18 protein-coding genes, 2 tRNA genes and 1 pseudogene are annotated in these 19,396 nt (G+C 43.8%); 13 read left to right on the top strand and 8 right to left on the bottom strand.

All coding sequences use genetic code 11. The features are described 5' to 3' along the window. Positions 1-52 precede the first annotated feature (52 nt). The gene (locus tag FTU87_RS03630) at positions 53-985 is read left to right on the top strand and encodes an IS5-like element IS17 family transposase (protein WP_180096683.1); all 933 of its coding nucleotides are present in this window, start codon (positions 53-55) and stop codon (positions 983-985) included. A gap of 53 nt (positions 986-1,038) precedes the next feature. Here the strand turns inward: FTU87_RS03630 and FTU87_RS03635 are convergent. Then, positions 1,039-1,251: pseudogene (locus tag FTU87_RS03635) on the bottom strand (hydrolase); the annotation flags it as partial. Between the two features lie 308 nt (positions 1,252-1,559). On the opposite strand from FTU87_RS03635, the gene FTU87_RS03640 reads away from it, so the two are divergent. The 3 genes from FTU87_RS03640 to FTU87_RS03650 all read left to right on the top strand — a co-directional run bounded on the left by FTU87_RS03640 (position 1,560) and on the right by FTU87_RS03650 (position 5,012). Continuing rightward, positions 1,560-2,438, top strand: coding sequence for a pirin family protein (locus tag FTU87_RS03640; protein WP_100329487.1), 879 nt, complete (start codon positions 1,560-1,562; stop codon positions 2,436-2,438). A gap of 414 nt (positions 2,439-2,852) precedes the next feature. Then, complete coding sequence (locus FTU87_RS03645; protein WP_159138368.1) at positions 2,853-4,160, top strand: FAD-dependent oxidoreductase; 1,308 nt, start codon at positions 2,853-2,855, stop codon at positions 4,158-4,160. Positions 4,161-4,163: 3 nt separating this feature from the next. Next, positions 4,164-5,012 carry a cyclopropane-fatty-acyl-phospholipid synthase family protein gene (locus tag FTU87_RS03650; RefSeq protein WP_005173172.1) on the top strand — a complete coding sequence of 283 codons (849 nt, stop codon included), beginning with the start codon at positions 4,164-4,166 and terminating at the stop codon, positions 5,010-5,012. Between the two features lie 76 nt (positions 5,013-5,088). Here the strand turns inward: FTU87_RS03650 and FTU87_RS03655 are convergent. The 3 genes from FTU87_RS03655 to FTU87_RS03665 all read right to left on the bottom strand — a co-directional run bounded on the left by FTU87_RS03655 (position 5,089) and on the right by FTU87_RS03665 (position 6,052). Continuing rightward, positions 5,089-5,164: transfer RNA gene (locus FTU87_RS03655), tRNA-Thr, on the bottom strand. A gap of 203 nt (positions 5,165-5,367) precedes the next feature. Then, the gene (locus FTU87_RS03660; RefSeq protein ID WP_005095157.1) at positions 5,368-5,595 is read right to left on the bottom strand and encodes a hypothetical protein; all 228 of its coding nucleotides are present in this window, start codon (positions 5,593-5,595) and stop codon (positions 5,368-5,370) included. Between the two features lie 366 nt (positions 5,596-5,961). Next, positions 5,962-6,052, bottom strand: a tRNA-Ser gene (locus FTU87_RS03665). 121 nt (positions 6,053-6,173) lie between these two features. On the opposite strand from FTU87_RS03665, the gene FTU87_RS03670 reads away from it, so the two are divergent. After that, positions 6,174-8,054: a potassium transporter Kup gene (locus FTU87_RS03670; RefSeq protein ID WP_005095159.1), complete on the top strand. Its 1,881-nt coding sequence runs from the start codon at positions 6,174-6,176 to the stop codon at positions 8,052-8,054. A 78-nt stretch (positions 8,055-8,132) separates the two neighbouring features. On the opposite strand, the gene FTU87_RS03675 is transcribed toward FTU87_RS03670, so the two are convergent. After that, the gene (locus FTU87_RS03675) at positions 8,133-8,711 is read right to left on the bottom strand and encodes a hypothetical protein (RefSeq protein WP_180001423.1); all 579 of its coding nucleotides are present in this window, start codon (positions 8,709-8,711) and stop codon (positions 8,133-8,135) included. 265 nt (positions 8,712-8,976) lie between these two features. On the opposite strand from FTU87_RS03675, the gene FTU87_RS03680 reads away from it, so the two are divergent. Next, complete coding sequence (locus tag FTU87_RS03680; protein ID WP_074383897.1) at positions 8,977-10,059, top strand: DNA/RNA non-specific endonuclease; 1,083 nt, start codon at positions 8,977-8,979, stop codon at positions 10,057-10,059. Between the two features lie 77 nt (positions 10,060-10,136). Further along, entirely contained in the window at positions 10,137-10,382 is a 246-nt protein-coding gene (locus tag FTU87_RS03685; protein WP_005095167.1) for a hypothetical protein, read from the top strand. Between the two features lie 102 nt (positions 10,383-10,484). On the opposite strand, the gene FTU87_RS03690 is transcribed toward FTU87_RS03685, so the two are convergent. After that, positions 10,485-11,498, bottom strand: coding sequence for an AraC family transcriptional regulator (locus FTU87_RS03690; protein ID WP_180076132.1), 1,014 nt, complete (start codon positions 11,496-11,498; stop codon positions 10,485-10,487). Between the two features lie 110 nt (positions 11,499-11,608). On the opposite strand from FTU87_RS03690, the gene FTU87_RS03695 reads away from it, so the two are divergent. Further along, on the top strand, positions 11,609-12,253 hold the full coding sequence (locus tag FTU87_RS03695; RefSeq protein WP_180096684.1) for a hypothetical protein: 645 nt from the start codon (positions 11,609-11,611) through the stop codon (positions 12,251-12,253). A gap of 594 nt (positions 12,254-12,847) precedes the next feature. Here the strand turns inward: FTU87_RS03695 and hisF are convergent. Next, the gene (gene hisF, locus FTU87_RS03700; RefSeq protein WP_005095173.1) at positions 12,848-13,606 is read right to left on the bottom strand and encodes an imidazole glycerol phosphate synthase subunit HisF; all 759 of its coding nucleotides are present in this window, start codon (positions 13,604-13,606) and stop codon (positions 12,848-12,850) included. Positions 13,607-13,719: 113 nt separating this feature from the next. On the opposite strand from hisF, the gene FTU87_RS03705 reads away from it, so the two are divergent. The 3 genes from FTU87_RS03705 to FTU87_RS03715 are packed head-to-tail and all read left to right on the top strand — an operon-like array spanning position 13,720 to position 15,746. Further along, positions 13,720-14,667 (top strand): homoserine kinase, encoded by a 948-nt coding sequence (locus FTU87_RS03705; RefSeq protein WP_100354909.1) that lies wholly within the window; start codon positions 13,720-13,722, stop codon positions 14,665-14,667. A 36-nt stretch (positions 14,668-14,703) separates the two neighbouring features. Continuing rightward, positions 14,704-15,330, top strand: a complete 627-nt coding sequence (locus tag FTU87_RS03710) for a DUF1294 domain-containing protein (RefSeq protein WP_074383901.1) — start codon at positions 14,704-14,706, stop codon at positions 15,328-15,330. A 20-nt stretch (positions 15,331-15,350) separates the two neighbouring features. Further along, positions 15,351-15,746: a hypothetical protein gene (locus FTU87_RS03715; protein ID WP_005095179.1), complete on the top strand. Its 396-nt coding sequence runs from the start codon at positions 15,351-15,353 to the stop codon at positions 15,744-15,746. Positions 15,747-16,101: 355 nt separating this feature from the next. Here FTU87_RS03715 and FTU87_RS03720 read toward each other — a convergent pair whose 3' ends face one another. Beyond that, positions 16,102-16,461, bottom strand: coding sequence for a helix-turn-helix domain-containing protein (locus tag FTU87_RS03720; RefSeq protein ID WP_005095181.1), 360 nt, complete (start codon positions 16,459-16,461; stop codon positions 16,102-16,104). A 96-nt stretch (positions 16,462-16,557) separates the two neighbouring features. On the opposite strand from FTU87_RS03720, the gene FTU87_RS03725 reads away from it, so the two are divergent. Next, entirely contained in the window at positions 16,558-17,889 is a 1,332-nt protein-coding gene (locus FTU87_RS03725) for an APC family permease (RefSeq protein WP_180096685.1), read from the top strand. 40 nt (positions 17,890-17,929) lie between these two features. Further along, on the top strand, positions 17,930-19,336 hold the full coding sequence (locus FTU87_RS03730; RefSeq protein ID WP_180096686.1) for an FAD-binding oxidoreductase: 1,407 nt from the start codon (positions 17,930-17,932) through the stop codon (positions 19,334-19,336). The last annotated feature ends 60 nt before the right edge of the window (positions 19,337-19,396 follow it).

A 19,396-nucleotide genomic window follows, 5' to 3' on the forward strand; every position in this document is an offset into this window, starting at 1 on the left:
CTTTGTTGCACAAACCTATCTGTAAAGGCTTTTTCAGCGATATAATTTTCAAATGAAGAAGCCTACACACAAAATCTACCGCACAACCAATTGGCCCGCATATAACCGAGCACTCATAAGTCGCGGAAATATTGCCATTTGGTTTGATCTTGCTACGCAATGGTATGCTCCATCAAAAGGCAAACAAGGGCGAAATCAAACCTACTCCGACGCAGCTATCCAATGCTGCTTAATGATTAAATCCTTATTCCGTCTATCTTTACGTATGGTCACTGGCTTTGTGCAAAGTCTGATTAAACTTTGCGGATTAAATTGGACCGCACCAGATTACAGTACGCTTTGTAGAAGACAAAAGCATATTGATATTGCAATCAGCTACCAAAAAAGTAGCGATGGGCTGCATCTACTCGTAGACTCTACAGGCATGAAGTTTCTAGGTGAGGGCGAATGGAAACGCAAGAAACATGGAGCTGAATATCGTCGCCAATGGCGTAAACTACATATTGGTATAGATGCCAAAACCCTACAAATACGCGCTATTCAGCTCACAACCAATAATGTCAGTGATTCACAGGTGCTTGGTGATTTACTTAATCAGATTCCACAAGATGAGCAGATTGACTCTGTTTATACCGATGGAGCTTATGACACCAAGCAATGCCGTCAGGTCATTGCAGATCGGCAAGCACATGCGGTGATTCCACCTAGAAAAAATGCGAAACCATGGAAAGATACAAAGAGTAGCTCGCTAGAGCGAAATGAATTACTTCGAACAGTTAAACGTTTAGGCAGGACATTATGGAAAAAATGGTCAGGCTATCATCGCCGCAGTTTGGTGGAAACCAAGATGCATTGCATCAAATTATTAGGCGATAAATTAATGGCAAGAAGCTTTCCTAGTCAGGTGAATGAAATTCATGCACGTGTAGCAGTCCTCAACAGATTTACGGAATTAGGTCGACCACTTACCCAAGTTACGCCTTAAATTTGGCTCAATTAGGGGCGCTTTGCATTTCAAATCTTTGTGCAACAAAGCCGCTCAGGAACCAACGGACCATTTGGGCCTTGTTCGAAGCTGGTGGTCAAAATGGTCGGTAAATTGAAATATTTTGCTGCTGCCGCAAGCGCCAATACATTATTTTTGAATTTATCTGGGTCAATATCACGAACCAGTGACAACAAACCAGTCTGATGGTCTACAAGTAATACGGCTGCATTGTCTTTGTCTAAACGTACATAAGGTTTTGCCATTTCTCTGTTCCTCTCTATAAAATTAGCATCCCATCTTGGATCAAACCCAGGCTGTTCCGGGACGTGGTGATTTTTATATTAGAGCTAAAAACAGGACAAAATAAGCCCAAATTCTGGGATAAATAATCTTAAAAATAGGATAATTAAAAATTTAGACCAAAATTTTAGTTTATTTGTGTTGAATTCGGGAAGTTAAAGCAAAGATTGTCTTATATATAAGATACTGTATTCCAGCTTAGGACTATCAGCGCATCTTGGCCCGGCATAAAATGGCTGCATGTTCATCCTATCGTAATAGGAGTTAAAAGATGAAAAAAGTAATTGGTGTTTACCGTAATCAAAACATGCATTGGGTCGGTGATGGCTTTCCGGTCAAAAATCTGTTTTCCTATGACCGTTTAGGTCAGGCGATCAGTCCGTTTTTGTTGCTGGATTATGCTGCGCCCTATCATTTTGATCCGACGACTGTACAACATGGCGTGGGTTCACATCCACATCGCGGTTTTGAAACAGTGACGTTAGCCTATCAGGGGGCCGTGACACATCAAGATTCAAGTGGCGGTGGCGGCACGATTCAGGCGGGTGATGTGCAGTGGATGACCGCAGGCTCAGGTGTGGTCCATGAGGAATTTCATTCTCCAGATTTTGCCAAACATGGCGGTCTCTTTGAAATGGTACAGCTCTGGGTCAATCTGCCGGCCAAAGACAAGATGACCACACCACGTTATCAGGCGATCACTGCGGCAGCTATTCCGCGGATTGAAATGGATGAAGAGGCGGGACATATCCGGGTGATTGCAGGTGAGTTTGCTGGTCATCAAGGTCCTGCTCATACTTTTAGTCCGATCAATGTCTGGGATGGTGAACTGAAAGCGGAATATGAAACCACATTGCATATCCCTGCCGGACATAATGCACTGTTAGTCGTGCTGAAGGGTGAGCTGGTGGTCAATGCGAGCCAGAAAGTCCTGGACAGCTCAATTATAATGTTTGCCCGTGATGGAGATCCGGCGATTCAGTTGCAAGCCTATCAGGATACCCAGTTTGTGTTACTGACAGGCGAGCCACTCAATGAGCCCATTCAAGGTTATGGCCCGTTTGTAATGAACAGCAAGGAAGAAATTATGCAGGCATTTCAAGATTTTAATCAGGGTAAATTTGGTGAAATTGCGGTGCAGGCTGAATAGTACACCGAGCGGTTAAACAAAGAAGCCTCTGCTTTCGCAGAGGCTTTTATTTTATAAGGCGCTGTAGTTTCTTGTCGTTTTAAATAATTTACGCATAAACTCATCTTGGTGGAATCTGATGGGTTTATGGTTTTATTATGCTGTGAATCATAGATTTTTCAAGGGCGTTTGTCAACCAAAGGTTATAAAAATGGTTAATTAAGATGTTTGTTTTTAAAGTGATTTTTCTGGTTATGTGGAAAAAATATGAATAAAATCCTGAGTTTGGTGAATTTTGTAACCTGTTCAAAAAAATAGTGAAAAGCAGATTTTATCCCGTCCAATTGCCTTTACGAAAAACATATATTCTGGAAGATTTTAATAACCTGTTTGATTGGCGCATGGTACATAATTTCTGTAGTTTTTCAATGACGGATGATCAGTTTGGATATCGCAGTAATTGGTAGTGGCATGGCCGGACTGGCAACAGCCAGAATTCTCCAGGATGCAGGACATCACATCACGATTTTTGAAGCACTTCCAGGTCGTGGCATGGACAGTCATAGCCTTGAATTTGAAGGGGGGCTGATTGATGCACCTTTACGTGTGATGAATCCTTATCTGTGGAAAAATACCCTGAGTCTGGCCACGCATCTGGGCATTAAAACTTATCCGGTGCGTACCTATATGGCCTGCAGCTGGTTATTTGAAGATAAAACTGAAACCTGGCTGACCACATCGCGTAGCCGTATCGGCAATATTCCAATTATCAATAACCGTAAAGGCTTGCAGCAGTACGGCTGGCGTCTGGTCAAGGGCCTGTTGCAGCTCAAAGTGGCATTAACCAAATTTTTTAAGTCGAAAAATCAGGACATCAGCCTGGCAGAATTTATCAATCGTAACGAGATTGAAGAAGTGTTCTGGCATGGCGCCGTAATGCCGGTACTGTATACCATTTGTACCTGCAATCCGAAAACCATTGGTGAATGGCCGGCGAAACCTTTATTGATTTTCCTGCGTCAATTGACTGATGGCGATGCCTTACTACGCCTGCAAGGCGGAACACCGGCGCTGGTCGACAAACTGGTTGAAGGTATTCATATTGAAGATGGTTCAGCGATTACACTGGTTCAAGAGCAGGGCGATCAGGTCAAAGTTGAAAATGCGGCCGGTTATTCAAAACTGTTTGATCGGGTTATTGTCGCGACGCCAACCACTAAAATTGAGCAATTCCTGGATCCAACCCAGTTTGCCAGTGAAATTGAATTATTGAAGAAATTCAAATTTGAACAGGGTGAACTGGTGATTCATACCGATGCCAGCGTGATGCCGCCAAAACGTAAAGACTGGGCTGTGCTCAGCTATATGATGGATCGTAAGTTTACCCGTCAGCAATTTACAGTGTGGCTCAACTCGATTGAACCTTCTCTGGTCGGCAAGTCGGCAGTGTTCCAGACTTGGCGTCCGGTGACCGAGATTGACCCGAAAAAGGTGATTACCTCGGTCATGCTGACGCGTGCGGTGGTCGATGCCAATACCGTGGCGCTGAACAAGGAATTACAGCAGCGTCATCTGGAAGCCAATCGCAAAGTCTTTTTCTGCGGTTCATGGTCATGTGACGGTTTGCCCATTCTGGAATCGGCTGTGACCTCAGCGATGAAGATTGCGGAAATTTTCGGTGCGCCTTTACCGTTTCAGGGTTTAAAACCTGTGGTCGAGGTTGCTCCGCAACTGGGTTATTAATTGATGCAATGGCTTCAGGCACTGCGTCAGCGCTTTCCTCAGCATAAATATGCAATTCATGCAGCGGCGCTGGGGGATCAGGCGCAATTGCCTTGGAGTAATTTGGGCTATTGGCAGGCAGGACAGCAGGATTATGTTGCTGCCTGTCGCACGCTGGCCGATCAGCTCGCGCAGTGTGTCAATTTGAATTCAAAAGATAAATTACTGGATCTGGGCTGTGGTCAGGGTGCAAGTTTATTGCACTGGCAACAGCACTACCGAGTGCAATATCTAGCCGGTGTCGAATTACAAGCGGCTTGCGTGGCCACTATTCAGCAACATCTGCCAGAACTGAATGCCATCTATCAGGCCTCGTTTCTGCGTTTAAACGAATTACAATTTTCCCAGCGTTTTAATGTGGTGCTGTGTCTGGATGCAGCTTATCACAGTCCGGTTCCGTTACTTTTGCAACAAATCAGCAGTGTTTTAAAGCCAAATGCACGAATTGGTTTTCATCATCTGGTGTTATCGGAACGTTGGCAAAATTTGAATTCATTTCAAAAGCGTAAATATCAGCTGTTACTGAAATCTGCCGATATAAATTTAAAAGAATTAATGTCTGTTGGTGCACTGTATGCGTGTCTGGATCGTTTTGAATTTAAAAATATTCAGATTCAGGATCTATCCGAGCCGGTATTTTCTGGCTTTGCGGATTATGTACAAAAAACTTTGAATTCAAAACAAGCCGGTCATCATATTCAAGGCTCAGGCTTGGATCATTTTAAAATTCAAATGACAGCAAAGCTATGTCAAAAATTATATCAGGAAGGGATCGTGAGATATGTGCAGGTAACGGCACAATCGAAGGACTAGAAACAGTCAAGAATACTTAGCTTAAAACATAAGGCTCAGAAACATCAAAGCCTCACTAAAAAGCGAGGCTAGGATATGGTGCCGGCACACGGATTCGAACTGTGGACCTACTGATTACAAGTCAGTTGCTCTACCAACTGAGCTATGCCGGCATGGTGGAGTGCATTTTACAGAAATTCATTCGCTACGCAAGCCAAAAAATAACCGTTCAAGCTATTTTGGTACGATTTACCGTTTTTCCGGTTCATTCTATCTAAACTGTCTTTTATCGAAAGATCAAGAAAACGCCCATATAGGCAGATATGGGCGAGGGTGAATGTACAGGGTTTAGTATGGGTCAATCGCTTAAAAGGGATTATCGCTTTTTTAGGATCTGGTCTAATTCTTGTGCACATTCCTCTAAAGTAAAGGCCATATCAAACTGCATTTGAGGTTTGAGTTCTTGAGCGAGGCTTCTCCACTGTTCGATGAGTCTCAGAGCTTTTTGAATTTTATGTTTATTGATGTCTTTGGCAATGGTTGGGGTATAACCGCCACGTTTTGCATTTTTGATCTGTTTTGCATAGTTTGCGCTGTTATTCATGTTCGCTCTCCGAATAGCAGTGTATCTATTTAGCTTTAAGTTTAAATGGCTCGATCAATCCTGTATTTCTTTCTATTTTATGGTTTTTATTCTCCTCTCAGCACCTCTGTAGGCACCATAACATAGCTTTGATGACAATAGAATTAAGCTATTTTTATGCCAGTTTTTAAATTGAACCTAGAAAAGCACGGAAGCTTAAGAAAAATTTAAATATGGTGGAATAATCGTCTTAGAACAGCCATATTCCTTAGGTCATAGTAACTTTAATCATGGTGGTGATGGATTGTTTAATGATTCTAAGCAGATGCGAATTTGAATTTCAGGCAATAAAAAAACCCGAATCATGTGATTCGAGTTTTTAAATTCTGGCGGTGAGAGAGGGATTCGAACCCTCGAAACGCTATAAACGTTTACACACTTTCCAGGCGTGCTCCTTCAGCCACTCGGACACCTCACCATAGGCCGAGGATAATAGCGAAAAAAACCAGCTGTGCCAAGCTGAAACAATTGATTTGCAGAAAAACTTTTAATGTGGTGCTATGATTCGCAAAAATGCTTGTTAAAAACGAAGACAATATATGCAAAGCACTGCACAAAAAGCAGCTCTCCCGGTGATTACACTGGCTGCGCTTGGGGTCGTTTTCGGAGATATTGGCACCAGTCCACTCTATGCACTGCGCCAATGCTTCCTCACTGCACATCTCGCCATTAGCGAGGCCTCTGTACTCGGGATCCTGTCGCTGATTTTCTGGTGCATGATGCTCACCATCAGCTTTAAATATGTCACGGTCATCATGCGTGCCGATAACAACGGCGAAGGCGGGATCATGTCATTATTGGCATTAAATCTGCGTACCACACGAATTGCCGATCAAAAGAAAATTTTCCTGATTGCCTTGGGTTTTATTGGTGCATCGCTATTCTTTGGTGACGGTATTATTACTCCGGCAATTTCTGTGCTGTCTGCCATTGAAGGCTTGAGTATTGCGACACCTATTTTCAATCAATGGCTGGTACCGCTATCGATTGGAATTCTGGCGGGGCTGTTTATGGTGCAGCGCCACGGTACAGCCACCATGGGGAAATTTTTCGGGCCTTTAACCATGCTCTGGTTCCTGTCCATTGGCGGTTTTGGTTTGTGGAGCATTATCCAGACCCCGTCTGTCCTCTGGATGGTGAATCCGTACTGGGCATATCACTTTGTGGTTGATCAGCCCTACGTGGCTTTCCTGACCATGGGCGCGGTGATTCTGACCATGACCGGGGGGGAAGCAATTTATGCCGATATGGGGCATTTCGGTCGTCTGCCAATTCGTCTGGCCTGGTTTATTATTGTCTTGCCCTGTTTATTGCTGAATTATGCCGGACAGGGCGCATTGTTGTTGCGCAGTCCAGAAGCGCTGGCCAATCCTTTCTATATGCTGCTGCCAGAATGGGCTTTATTCCCGATGATTGGACTGGCCACGGCTGCAGCGGTCATTGCCTCGCAGGCGGTGATTACCGGGGTATTTTCGATGGTCAATCAGGCCATTCAACTGCGTTATTTGCCGCGTCTATCGGTCAAGCATACCTCGGCAGTCGAACGTGGCCAGATTTATCTGCCCTTTATTAACTGGCTGCTGTTTATTTCGGTCTTGATCCTGATTTTACTGTTTGAAAATAGTGCCAATCTGGCCAGTGCTTATGGTGTTGCAGTGACCATGACCATGCTCTGCGGTACTATTCTGATCTCGATTCTGGCTTATGGTTTATGGCGTTGGCCGGTCTGGAAAGTGGCATTGTTTGCTGTGCCATTTTTGGCTCTGGATTTGGTCTTTGTAGCCTCAACTTCTTTAAAAATCACCTCGGGTGGCTGGGTGCCGATTCTGATTGGTGCCGTGCTGTTTACCATTTTGATGACCTGGAAAGATGGACGCGCTTTGGTTTTGAAGCGTCTGGAACAGGATGCCTTGCCGATTGATCTGTTTATTAAAAGTATCTCAATGGGGGAAGGTACCAAATATGTGCCAGGTGAGGCCATTTTCCTGACGGGTACACCGAATATTGTCCCGCATGCCATGCTGCATAATATCAAGCACAACAAAGTCTTGCATGAACGTAATATTATGCTCACGGTCATTACCCGTGATGTTCCCTTTGTAGCTAAGCAAGATCGGGTTGAACTGGAACAATTGAGTGAGCATTTTTATCGGGTATTTATCTATTATGGTTTTAAGGATCAGCCCAATATTCCAGTAGCTTTACAACAGGCTTATCGAAAATGGGGTTTTGAATATGATCTGATGCAGATCAGTTTCTTTATTTCACGTGAACGGATTATGCATACTGTGGGTGAGGGTATGGCACCGTGGCGGGAAAAACTGTTTATTTCCATGCAGCGCAATACCAGTCCGGTCAGTGATTTCTATCAGATTCCACCCAACCGTGTGGTCGAGCTGGGCACCCAGATTCAGATGTAAATAAAATTAAAAAGCATAAAAAACCAGAGACACACTCTGGTTTTTTATGGGAGAAACAGTAAATAACTGAGCTTCGGATTATTGCTCAAGTTCTACGGCAGCCGGCACTTCAGGTGCAGCATTCAAAGGCTGCTCCATCAGCACTGGTTCTGCATCGGCTTGAGCTGCAATTTCAGTTTGTGCATTCATTGCATTGGCTTCAACTACAGCAGCTTGCTGTTGCTCTTCAAGCACAGGCTGTTGTTCTGGCGCAGCCATAGATGTGGTTGCTTCGACTTCGGTACTGTTGGCCGGTTCAGCCAGATTGGCCGGCATGTCTGATTGATTCATACCCGGTTCTGCCACAGGAGGTTGTGGCGAAACCATGTCTGAATTACCTGGTGCCTGCATCATGGACGGATCATTTGGCATCGCTGGCTGGGTATTTGGCATTGATTGCTGTGGCGCTGCGGTACGCGGATCGACCAGGCGCACTTGACCAGAGTTGACGAGAGTTTCCAAAGACGCTTGCTGACCATTCACCGTGGTACTAATTTTAGCTTTAGACAAGCTTTCAAGTGTTTCACCCGGTTGAACCGGTGGCTCGGCAAATGCGCCTGCGCTGATTACACTTGTGAATAATCCTAAACCTAATATTTTAGAGAGTTTGGAATTCATGATTGACACCACTGCTAATAATTGTACGAATTGGGATAGGCGCTTAGCTTTACATACTCATCCGGCAGCTCCAATCAAAGCTACTCAAAGACTGCGAAACCTCATTTAAAAAGAAATAAAAAATAGACAGTTTGTTACAACTCTCGGGGTTTTTAGGCCAGTATTGTTCATTTGCTAAGCGAATAGCGGGGCTAGGATATACTTCATATATAGAGCTTGTTAAGCTCGGAAAAAGTCGGCATTGATCTAAAAAGTACGTGTAATAATGGCCAAGAAGCAGCGTAAATCCAAGAACTCTCTTTTTCAGTTTTTAAGTAAAAATAGTACTAAAGTCATTCTGGGTGTGGTGGCTTCGAGTAGTTTTGCCATCGCCTTTGGTCAGGAAAAAATCAGTCAATGGGTGTCTCTGCCATCTTCATCCGATTCCGCCTGTCTGACACAGTTTTATCGTGATGTTCCGCCGTATCTGATGAAAGACAGCCTGAAAAAAGACAGTTATTCACTGTGCTTTAATGGCTTTAACGTTGGTTATTCCGGTGTTTCGAAAACCCCACTTTGGGTGGCTGAAGCACTCACACCGGCACGCTTAAGCCAGAAAATTCCGCGTCAAGATAATTTTCATGAAGAGACCCAGCTCAAACCTGCGCATCGGGCGACGTTGGCGGATTATCGTGGTTCCGGTTATGATCGCGGGCATATGGCGCCAAATGCGGATATGCCCAATAAGGCTGCACAGTCGGACAGTTTCTCACTGGCCAATATGGTGCCGCAAGCACCGAAAAACAATCAGCAGGTCTGGCGTGAACTGGAAGAAGCGACCCGTGCCATTGTAACCAAACAGAAGCAGGATGCTTATGTTGTTACCGGGCCGGTATTTGCGGCGAAAAAACTAAAAACCATTGGTAATGGCGTGATTGTACCGACGGCGGTGTATAAGGCAGTTTACCTGCCGAAAACCGGTGCGATTGGTGCTTATTATGCGCCGAATGATAATTCGCTCAAAGTGCGTATTGTTAGTGTCTGTTATCTGGAGGAACAGCTCGGAATTAACCTGTTCCCACAATTGACCGAAGAGCAGAAGCGCAATACCTATCGTTTGCCATTGACGGCCAAGGCGGTTAAAGCCAATCAGAAAATCGAATATTCTAACTGGGATGCAGAAAGCCAGTGTGCGGAAGACGTCTCTAAAGAAAACTTGCAGGCACTGCAACGTGAGTTTAAATCTTCAGGTTCAAATACCTCGACGTCCTCAGCGACTGGTGGTGCAATCGATAACGACACCCAAAATACGATTATAAAACAGCTGATAGATGCGCTATTGCAATATATTTTGCAGTTATTGAAATAAACTTGCTGAAAAAAGTGGGATTCGAGTAGCATCGATCTCACCCATTATTGAAAATAACAAAGACAGGTGAAGAGGATATGTTTAAAGCATTTGAAAATGGCAGTGAATCCCATGCCATTCATGATCTGACCTTGGAAAATGATCTAGATTGTGTCAGCCTGTATGGAAACTTGCAGATCACCAAGGATCAGGAAGGTCTTAAGGCTGCCAAGGTTTTGCAGGCTTTTGTAAATGATGTGGTGCAGCAACTGGAAAATACTGTAGATCTGCCAGAAAAGCTGCAGCGGGATGATCTGGACGAAATCGAAAATCCATTTTTATAAGATTTTTTTCATTTGTTGGAGAATGTTCCATCTGGAACCAGACACAAAGCCCAATATTCCTATTGGGCTTTTTACTATTTTTAGTCTCAGCATTGCAGCGTCTCAAGCTGTCTGAGCCAAAGATTCTAAGCGCCATTGTTGTGGCGTCAGCTGGGTCCATTGCTTAAATGCCCGCTGAAATGCACTCTGCTCGGAGTAACCAAGCAGCATGGAAATTTCCTGTAAGCTTAAATGCGGATCTTTCAGATATTGCATTGCCATCATAGAGCGGATTTCCTGCATGCGTTGCTGATAGGTTTTACCCTGCTTTTGCAAATGTCGTTGTAACTGACGGACAGAGAATTTTATTTGCTGGGCAATATGTTCAATCTGGAACTGGTTTTTTTGCAGGCCCACCAGAATCGCCTGCTGTAACTGCTGGTCAACCTGGGTGGAATTGGGGAATTTTTCCAGTAAAGCTTCAGCTTGTTGTTTCAGAAGCTTTTGTAGGGTCTGATCACCCTGTTTTAAAGGTGTAGACAGCTCGCTGACCGGCATCAGGACTTGAGTCTTGGCTTGACCGAAACGAACCTTGCAGCGGAAATACTGTTCATACAATGCTATATTTTTGGGTGTTGGATGCTGAAAATGCACTTCATGCAGATGCAGATGATTATTATCCAGAATATTCGATTTAATAAATTCGATCATGAGTGCAATCGCGATTTCATCGGTCAGTTGCGTACTCATCTTAAAAGGAACCTCACCCCAGGCAATCGAAAGATGATCTCCTTGCCCCTGGATTTGTAGCGGGCTGCCATCATAGATCAGGCGATGGTAGTCATGATAGCGCATGAAGGCTTCACCCAGCGTGTCACTGGAAAGTGCCAGATAACCGATAATCCCGAGATGTTTAGTCTCGACCAGTTGTGCAATTTCCAGGCCCAAAGCCGGGCGCTGCAGCTGTTGATCAAGTGTCGTCAGCAGATCACGCCACAGGGTAAAATCAAAGCGTTCCAGATTTTGAATGGCCAATAATTTCTCAGGGACTTCGAGCTGTTTCAGCTGATAATAGTCCAAAAGTAAATGTCCTAAACCACCGTATATCGAGCCTACGTAGTTTTTTAGAACCAGCATTTTTTAATTCTTTTATTTTGTCGTATTTTGTCAATCATATTGAATATTTTGGTCAATATCTAGTCTTTTACTTAGCCTATATTGAAAAATAGACCAAGAGGTAAAAGATCATGTGGAAAGGTTTTCTGGCAGGACTCGTCGTTGCCAATGGATTTGAATGGTTTGCGCATAAATATGTGTTACATGGAATTCACCGCCAAGGACAGAGCCGCTATAGTCCGGTTCCAGAAAGCATGTGTTCGCATTGGGAACATCACCGCATTGTGCGTAAAACGGAATTTTCCGATTTCGGTTATGTAGAAGGACTGAGCAACTGGCGTACCCGCAATGAAATTGCTTCTCTTGCCGTGGTTGCTACAGTCTTTGGATTGACGTTTTATCCTTTTTCCAAAGGGATGACGCTGGCCGTATTATATAGTGCAGGCAATTATTATTATCGGCATCGTCGTGCCCATCTGGAGCCAGAATGGGCCAAAAAAAAGCTGCCTTGGCATTATGATCATCACATGAATAGTAATCAGGATGCCAACTGGTGTGTGACCAAACCCTGGTTCGACTATCTGCTGGGTACCCGGGTGATTTCCTCCGCAGATTTACAGGAGCAGAACCCTTTAGGTATGGTATTGCCTGCACCAATCTCGAAAAAACTGAACTATTGGGCAGACCGTTATTTTCCAGCCAAGTGGGCAGAAACTCCGGCTAAAATTGCTAAAAATCCTGCGACCAATCACTTAAATAGGCCATTAAATCGCTAAAACCCGGTTCTTGTCGTGATTTGTCAATAAAATGCAGATGTATTGTCAATATTGTCCTTTTGATTTGGCCTATATTCACTGCTGTCGGTGAGTGAAGCCTCATACTGGGGTGTGTGGTGTAATAAGTTATTTTCAATACCAAGTGCTGTAGTCTTTTCTTGGTTTTATAGGGAGTCGAAAGACTCCTTTTTTTTATTTAATTTTTACTTTTGAATATCGGTCAAAATAGAGCGATCTTGTTCATCCTCATACTGGGGTGAATATTGAAAGAAAATAACGTCCTTTATATTTAAGCTGCTCAGCACTGGAAAGCTTCGTGCTGTCCGGCGGCTATTGATCAATAACAATCCCTAAATATCATTTTGAACATACAAGTCCTTTTCTATTAACTCTTTTTTGTCGTGTTTGCTGTTCTGCTTTAATCCACAGAACGATGGATATACTTTTTCAAAGCAGTCATCATTAGAGCAAACCCGGATGTGCCACAGATGATGAGAGTATTTTCCAAATGATTTATTGCCTAGGCTTATCCTGTAGAAATAAAAAAGAGCATCGTTGTGATGCTCTTTTTTTAAATAGGAATTCGTTTTTGAATTAAAGGCGCATTTCAATGCCTTGCGCTGCCATATAGGCTTTGGCTTCAGGAATGGTATGTTGACCAAAATGGAAAATTGACGCTGCCAGTACCGCATCAGCACCGCCATGAATAATCCCGTCTGCCAGATGTTGTAAATTTCCTACACCGCCAGAGGCAATAGTCGGTACAGTGACGCGGTCATTGATAGCACGCATCAGGGCGATGTCATAACCGGCTTTGGTGCCGTCGGCATCCATTGAGGTAATCAGGAGTTCACCTGCGCCGTAATTGGCCATTTGTTCTGCCCATTCCAAGGCATCAATGCCGGTCGGTTTGCGGCCGCCGTGGGTGAAAATTTCCCATTTATCTTCGCCGGTTTTTTTGGCATCAATGGCGACCACGATACATTGTGCGCCAAAACGTTGTGATGCTTCCTGGACAAATTCCGGATTAAATACTGCTGCCGAGTTGATGCTGACTTTATCTGCACCAGCATTGAGCAGCAAACGGATATCTTCGACTTTACGCACACCGCCACCGACCGTCAGGGGGACGAAAACCGATTCAGCCATACGTTCTACAGTACGGTAAGTGGTGTCGCGTCCATGATGTGTAGCGGTAATATCAAGGAAAGTAATTTCATCGGCACCTTGTTCGTTATAACGACGTGCGACCTCAACTGGGTCACCTGCATCACGAATATCAAGGAATTGAACACCCTTGACCACACGACCATTATCAACGTCGAGGCAAGGAATAATACGTTTAGCTAGCATAAATTTTTCCAATTATTACAGCCGATTATGAAACTCACCCACGCAAGCGCTACACCTTGGCAGATGGAAACGGTATTCTAGCAAAATTATGTAAGTTTTTTCGCAGGTTTTCTATGTCGGTTTATACCACTTTGACTTTAAAGGAAGTTCAGGATTTTGCAGCGCCCTACGGTTTAAAGGCGGTTGATCTGATTCCGATTCAAGGCGGTATTCAAAATACCAACTATTTTTTGGTCTGCGAAGACGCACACTATGTGCTGACCGTGTTTGAGGATATGGATGAACAGGCGGCAGGGGAACTTGTGCCTGTATTACAACATTTGGGCAAAGCAGGCTTGGCCGTTCCGGTGCCTTTATCGCATTCAGGCAAGGCTATTCATAGTATTAAAGATAAACCGGCACAGATTGCACCGCGCCTATTGGGTGAGCATCCCATGCCATCGACCGTGGCACAAGTTGAAGCAATTGCAGTGGCGCAGGCAAAAATGCATGTGGCATTGCAGGACTTCAAATTAGAACGTAATTTCGTGCGTGATCATGCGTATTGGCTGGCCGTGTCCCAAGAAATCAAACCAAGTTTAAGTCCGGCCGATAAAGTGTTGCTCGGCAAGCTTTTAGGCCTGTATGACGCTTTAACAGCAGTCTATCCAGATCGTCCACGTGGCTTTATTCATTCCGATCTGTTCCGGGACAATACCTTATTTGAGGGTGATCAACTCAACGGTATTCTGGATTTTTATGAACTAAACAAAGATGAATTTTTATTTGATATCGCGATTACTTTAAATGACTTTTGCACCAACTATCCGGATGTCACTTTAAACGAAGAAAAAGCCATTGCCTTTTTAAATGCCTATGAAAGCGTCCGCCCCTTAACAGCAGATGAAAAATCATGTTTAGAGTTGTACTTGGCCATGGCCGCAGGACGTTTCTGGATGATGCGTTTACAGGTGGCACAGCGTAACGCGGCACTGGGTCGTACTGGCGAAGATATTTTGCAAAAAAATCCAGTCGAGATGCGTAATATGTTGATTGAGCGATTAAAATTCGTTACAGCTTAAATATTTAAAATTTATAAAGACAAAAGGACAGGGGATATGCGCGATCAGGGACGTTTAGTAGAGTGGTTTGATGACAAGGGTTATGGCTTTATTCAGCCCAATGATTCGGCCAAAGATCGCGTATTTCTGCATATCAAGGACTTTGCCAAGCAAGGTCCGCGTCCGATCGTCGGCTGTGCCTTAGATTACACGGTCATTTTAGATGAGCGCGGACGATACAAAGCACAGCAGGTCATGTATCTGAAAGCATCGCAAACCAAAATGTCTCAGGTTAAATTCAAACCCTCCAAGCAACAGCAGTCACAGAAATTACAACCGATGCAGATTGCCTGTGTGGTTTATATTCTGTTGCTGACCGCATTGACTTTGGGCGGTCTGCTCAGCGGACTGGTCTTGTTGCTGATCAGTTTGATGAATGCATTGAGTTACTGGTTGTATGCGCAGGACAAGGAAGCGGCGCAATCGGGTAAGCAACGTATTCCGGAAAATACCCTGCATCTGGTGGCTTTTTTAGGTGGTTGGCCTGCGGCATGGTTGGCACAGCAAAAACTGCGACATAAAACACAAAAACAACCATTCCGTCAGATATATTTTTGTACTATAGCCTTTAACATCATTTTGATTATATGGCTAATTTCCCCATTTAACAGTTTAAATATTTAGGGGAAAGATCAGGAGGGGACGTGAACTATTCCATTGATAAAGACCCAAATCGCACACTGACTTTTGCACTGTACATTTTATATATTGTGGCCATTTTTAGTGCTGGCCTCTTGGCTGTCGTGGCGTTGATCATTAACTATGTCAAACGTCGCGATGTACGTGGTTCAATTTTTGAAAGCCACTTCACCTGGCAGATCCGCAGTTTCTGGTGGTATCTGGTCTGGAATATCATTGCCTTTATTCCATTTTTGTTTCTGTTCTTTACTGGCGAAGATCCGAACCTGTTTGCAGGCGTGGCATTTGGTGCATCCGCTTTCTGTTTGTTGGTGGTCTTTCTGGCCTGGATCTGGATTGTGTATCGGGCGATTCGTGGCATCATGCGCTTGAATGACAATCGACCGATGTATAAATCCTAAATTTTATTGTAGAAAAAGCAGCCAAAGTGCTGCTTTTTTATGCCTCATGCAATAGAACGGATTCCATCTGTCTGCATAGGCTGAAAAAATTACCAACTCGCACCACTTTTATTCAAGCTTGCTCTATTTTAGGGAGCAATTCTTATCATCATTGAACATAATGACGAACATTGCTAAATATTTTTAATTTTATAAATTTACATTTTTAATATTTAGACTTTACTTTTTTGTTTTATAAATTTACTTTTTTAATAAATATAGTTTACGTTTTTAATAAATAAAACTTACATTAATGTACATTTATTTTTTTAAATTTAACAGGTCGAATTATTTTATTGTCGGGCTCATTTTTAATTTAAGAATAAAAGCGACCACGACGGCGACGCATGCCTAAAACATGAATAGCACGCACCAGAACCGCATAAGAAACTGCATAACCAAAGCGCTGTTCAAATATTGGAACCAAATCACTAATATTTTGAAATTTTAAAGATCTTACAAACACTTGAAATTCATTCCAATCTTTAATATGGCCCGGTGCGCCGCGGTTTTTTACAGGTTTCTGGACCAAGTCGCCAGTTTCTTCTTCAAGGCGGATCCATGCATCCAGAGTCACCCGAGAGATGCCAAATTCTTTACAGACAGCCACCTTGTAATCGGTCTTTTTATACATCTGAATGGCTGCAATTCGAGTTTCTAAATTGTACTTTGGCATTTTCCATCCTCACTCAATTTATTTATATTTTTATTATATGGCATAGTCATTGCAATTGAACAAATAACGAAAATAAATAATGTTCAGGTGACATCAATGGAAAAAGCACAAGTTGCTTTCAAAAAAATGTCTTTGTGGCAGGTCGTGATCATTGGTGTGGCATATATGACCCCGATGGTTGTTTTTGATACCTTTGGGATTGTTTCCGGCATCACTGCGGGACGTGTTCCACTCGCGTATATCCTTGCCTTAGGTGCCATGCTGTTAACGGCATTCAGCTATGCGCGCTTTAGTCGCCAGACAGAAAAACCGGGCTCGGCGTATACTTATACGGCGGAATCTTGCGGGCCGAAAGCCGGTTTCTTTGTTGGCTGGTGTGCCTTAATGGATTATATATTGCTGCCGCTCGTGAATGCTTTACTGGCCGGGATCTATTTGGAAGCCCTGATTCCAGGCGTGCCATATTGGGTGTGGGTCTGTATCTTTACCGGTTTGGTGACCCTGATTAACTGTTTCCGCATTAATATCTTGGCGAACTTAAGCCTGGTTTTTGTGGTGGCTCCCTTGATTTTAATGCTGCTGTTTATCTATCTGGTGATCAAGGGCATAGGTACGGAGCAAGGTTATCATCACGTCCTGACCATGACGCCATTATTGAACGGCGATAGCAGTATATTGCCGTTAATTGCCGGGGCATCAATTTTATGTTTCTCGTTTCTGGGCTTTGATGCCGTGACGACAATATCACACGAAACTAAAGACCCGAAAAAAAATATTCCACGTGCTGTAATGCTGACCACGTTGACAGGCGGGGTGATTTTCTTCTCGGCATCGTGGTTTATCCAGTTGTATTTCCCCAGCAATGTCCGCTTTAACAACCCCGATGAAGCATTGCCTGAAATTGTGATGTATGTCGGTGGGGCACTATTTCAGGCGGTGTTCCTCTGCGCGCAAATCATGAATACCTTTGCTTCAGGTTTGGCGACTCATGCCAGTGCCTCGCGTTTAATCCATATCATGGGACGTGACGGAATTTTCCATAAAGGCACATTCGGTCAAGTGCATAACAAGTTGGGTACACCACTTTATGCCGTGCTGTTCATTGGCTTAACTTCACTCCTCGCCATCAGCCTTGATCTTGCGACAGTGGTGAGTATGGTGAGTTTTGGTGCCCTGATTGCCTTTACTGCAGTGAATTTCTCGGTATTTGTAAAATTCTTTGTTCAGGACAAACAGCGTCAAGGCTTAAAAAATGTCTTCCTTAACTTGGTTTTGCCCCTGCTTTCGGTGGGCGTGATGTTGGGTTTATGGATCAACCTGGAAATGTCAGCTTTGATCTGTGGCTGTATTTGGCTCGCAGTAGGCGTGCTGCTCTATATGTATAAGCGTCTGCGTAAACAGAATATTGTGATTAGTAGTGCTTACTAAAATCGAATCAATTGTATTGAAGTAATAGTGAGAAGATGAAATGAATAAACCAAAATTTATTGAAGATGTCGAGTTTAAAGCCAGTATTAATACACAGAGTGGCAAAGAGTGGAACTGGATTAATCCCAAACATGGCAATTTTGAACATCCTGCCAATTACTATGAAAGCTCACTCGAAACTGGGCATGCGTTTCCAGGTTTAAATGCCGATCTTGAATGTGATGTGGTGGTGATTGGTGGTGGGCTACTTGGAGCATCGACAGCACTCCATCTGTCTGAACATGGCATAGATACCATTTTGGTAGAAAAAAATCGCATTGGTGGCGCTGCTTCAGGACGTAATGGTGGACAGCTCACACCGGGGCTAGCGCGTTGGGAAGCGTCAGAAATGATTGAGCATTTCAGCTATGCAGATGCAAAAAAACTCTGGCACTTTAGCTCTACTGAAGCGATGTCTTTAATCGATGACATTGCAGCAAAATACCAACTTGAGCTACAGCGTAAACGTGGACATATTACCGCAGCAGTGCATGAAGGGCACTTGGTTGGTTTAACTCGAGGGGCAGATGCACGTAAATTTTTAGGTGAAGACCACACCAAAATTGTCGGTGAGCATGAGCTGAAACAGCATATTGCTTCAGAGAATTATTGTGGTGGTCTAATTGACTCGCTGGGGGGACATATCCATCCACTCGCACTGAACCGTGGACTGGTTTATGGCTTCTGCCAAAACGGTGGACAGGTGTTTGAACAAACTGAAGTGGTGTCAGTAGAAGAGCGTGAAGATGGGATTTATGTCACGACCATAAGTGGCGTAATAAAAGCGCGTAAGAGTGTGGTCATGGGCGTACATCATGCTTCGTTTAAACTGCTGCAAAAGAATAATCAGACCACAATTCCATTTTATACTTATGTATGTACCACAGCGCCTTTAGAAGTAAATTTAAAAGAGCTATTGCCAACCGATGCGCCTGTCTACGACACCCAGTTCCAGATTGATTATTACCGGGGTGTGTCTCAAAACCGAATTTTATTTGGTGGTGAAGGGACAGGTTCGTGTTGGAGTCCTGAAAAAACCCATCAGTATTTGTTAGGTCGAATTCAGCATGTATTCCCACAATTAAAACAGGTTGAGCTGGATTTTGTCTGGAGTGGAACCACGGATCTGACCATGAATGGTGCAGCCGACAGCCGTAAATTTGGCCATAAATTCCCGATTTATGCCGTGCAAGGCTGGAGTGGGCATGGTGTGGCGCAAACGGTGCGTATCGGTAAAGCGATTGCAGATGATTTCTGTGGCAAGGCAGATGATTTCAATATGCTGACCACTATTCAGCATCAGGATATGTTGTTTGGTCGCACACTTGCCCCTGTGGTGATTCCAATTGCCAAAACTGCCTATGGACTGGGAGCACTGGTAAATCCGGGCAAGATGGTGTCTTTCTAAAATTAAATATAAAAAATTCCCCTTTCTTAAAAGGGGAATTTAGGGGGATTAAAAATAGGA

Source organism: Acinetobacter sp. YH12156 (genome assembly GCF_013418235.1).
Taxonomy (GTDB): domain Bacteria; phylum Pseudomonadota; class Gammaproteobacteria; order Pseudomonadales; family Moraxellaceae; genus Acinetobacter; species Acinetobacter pseudolwoffii.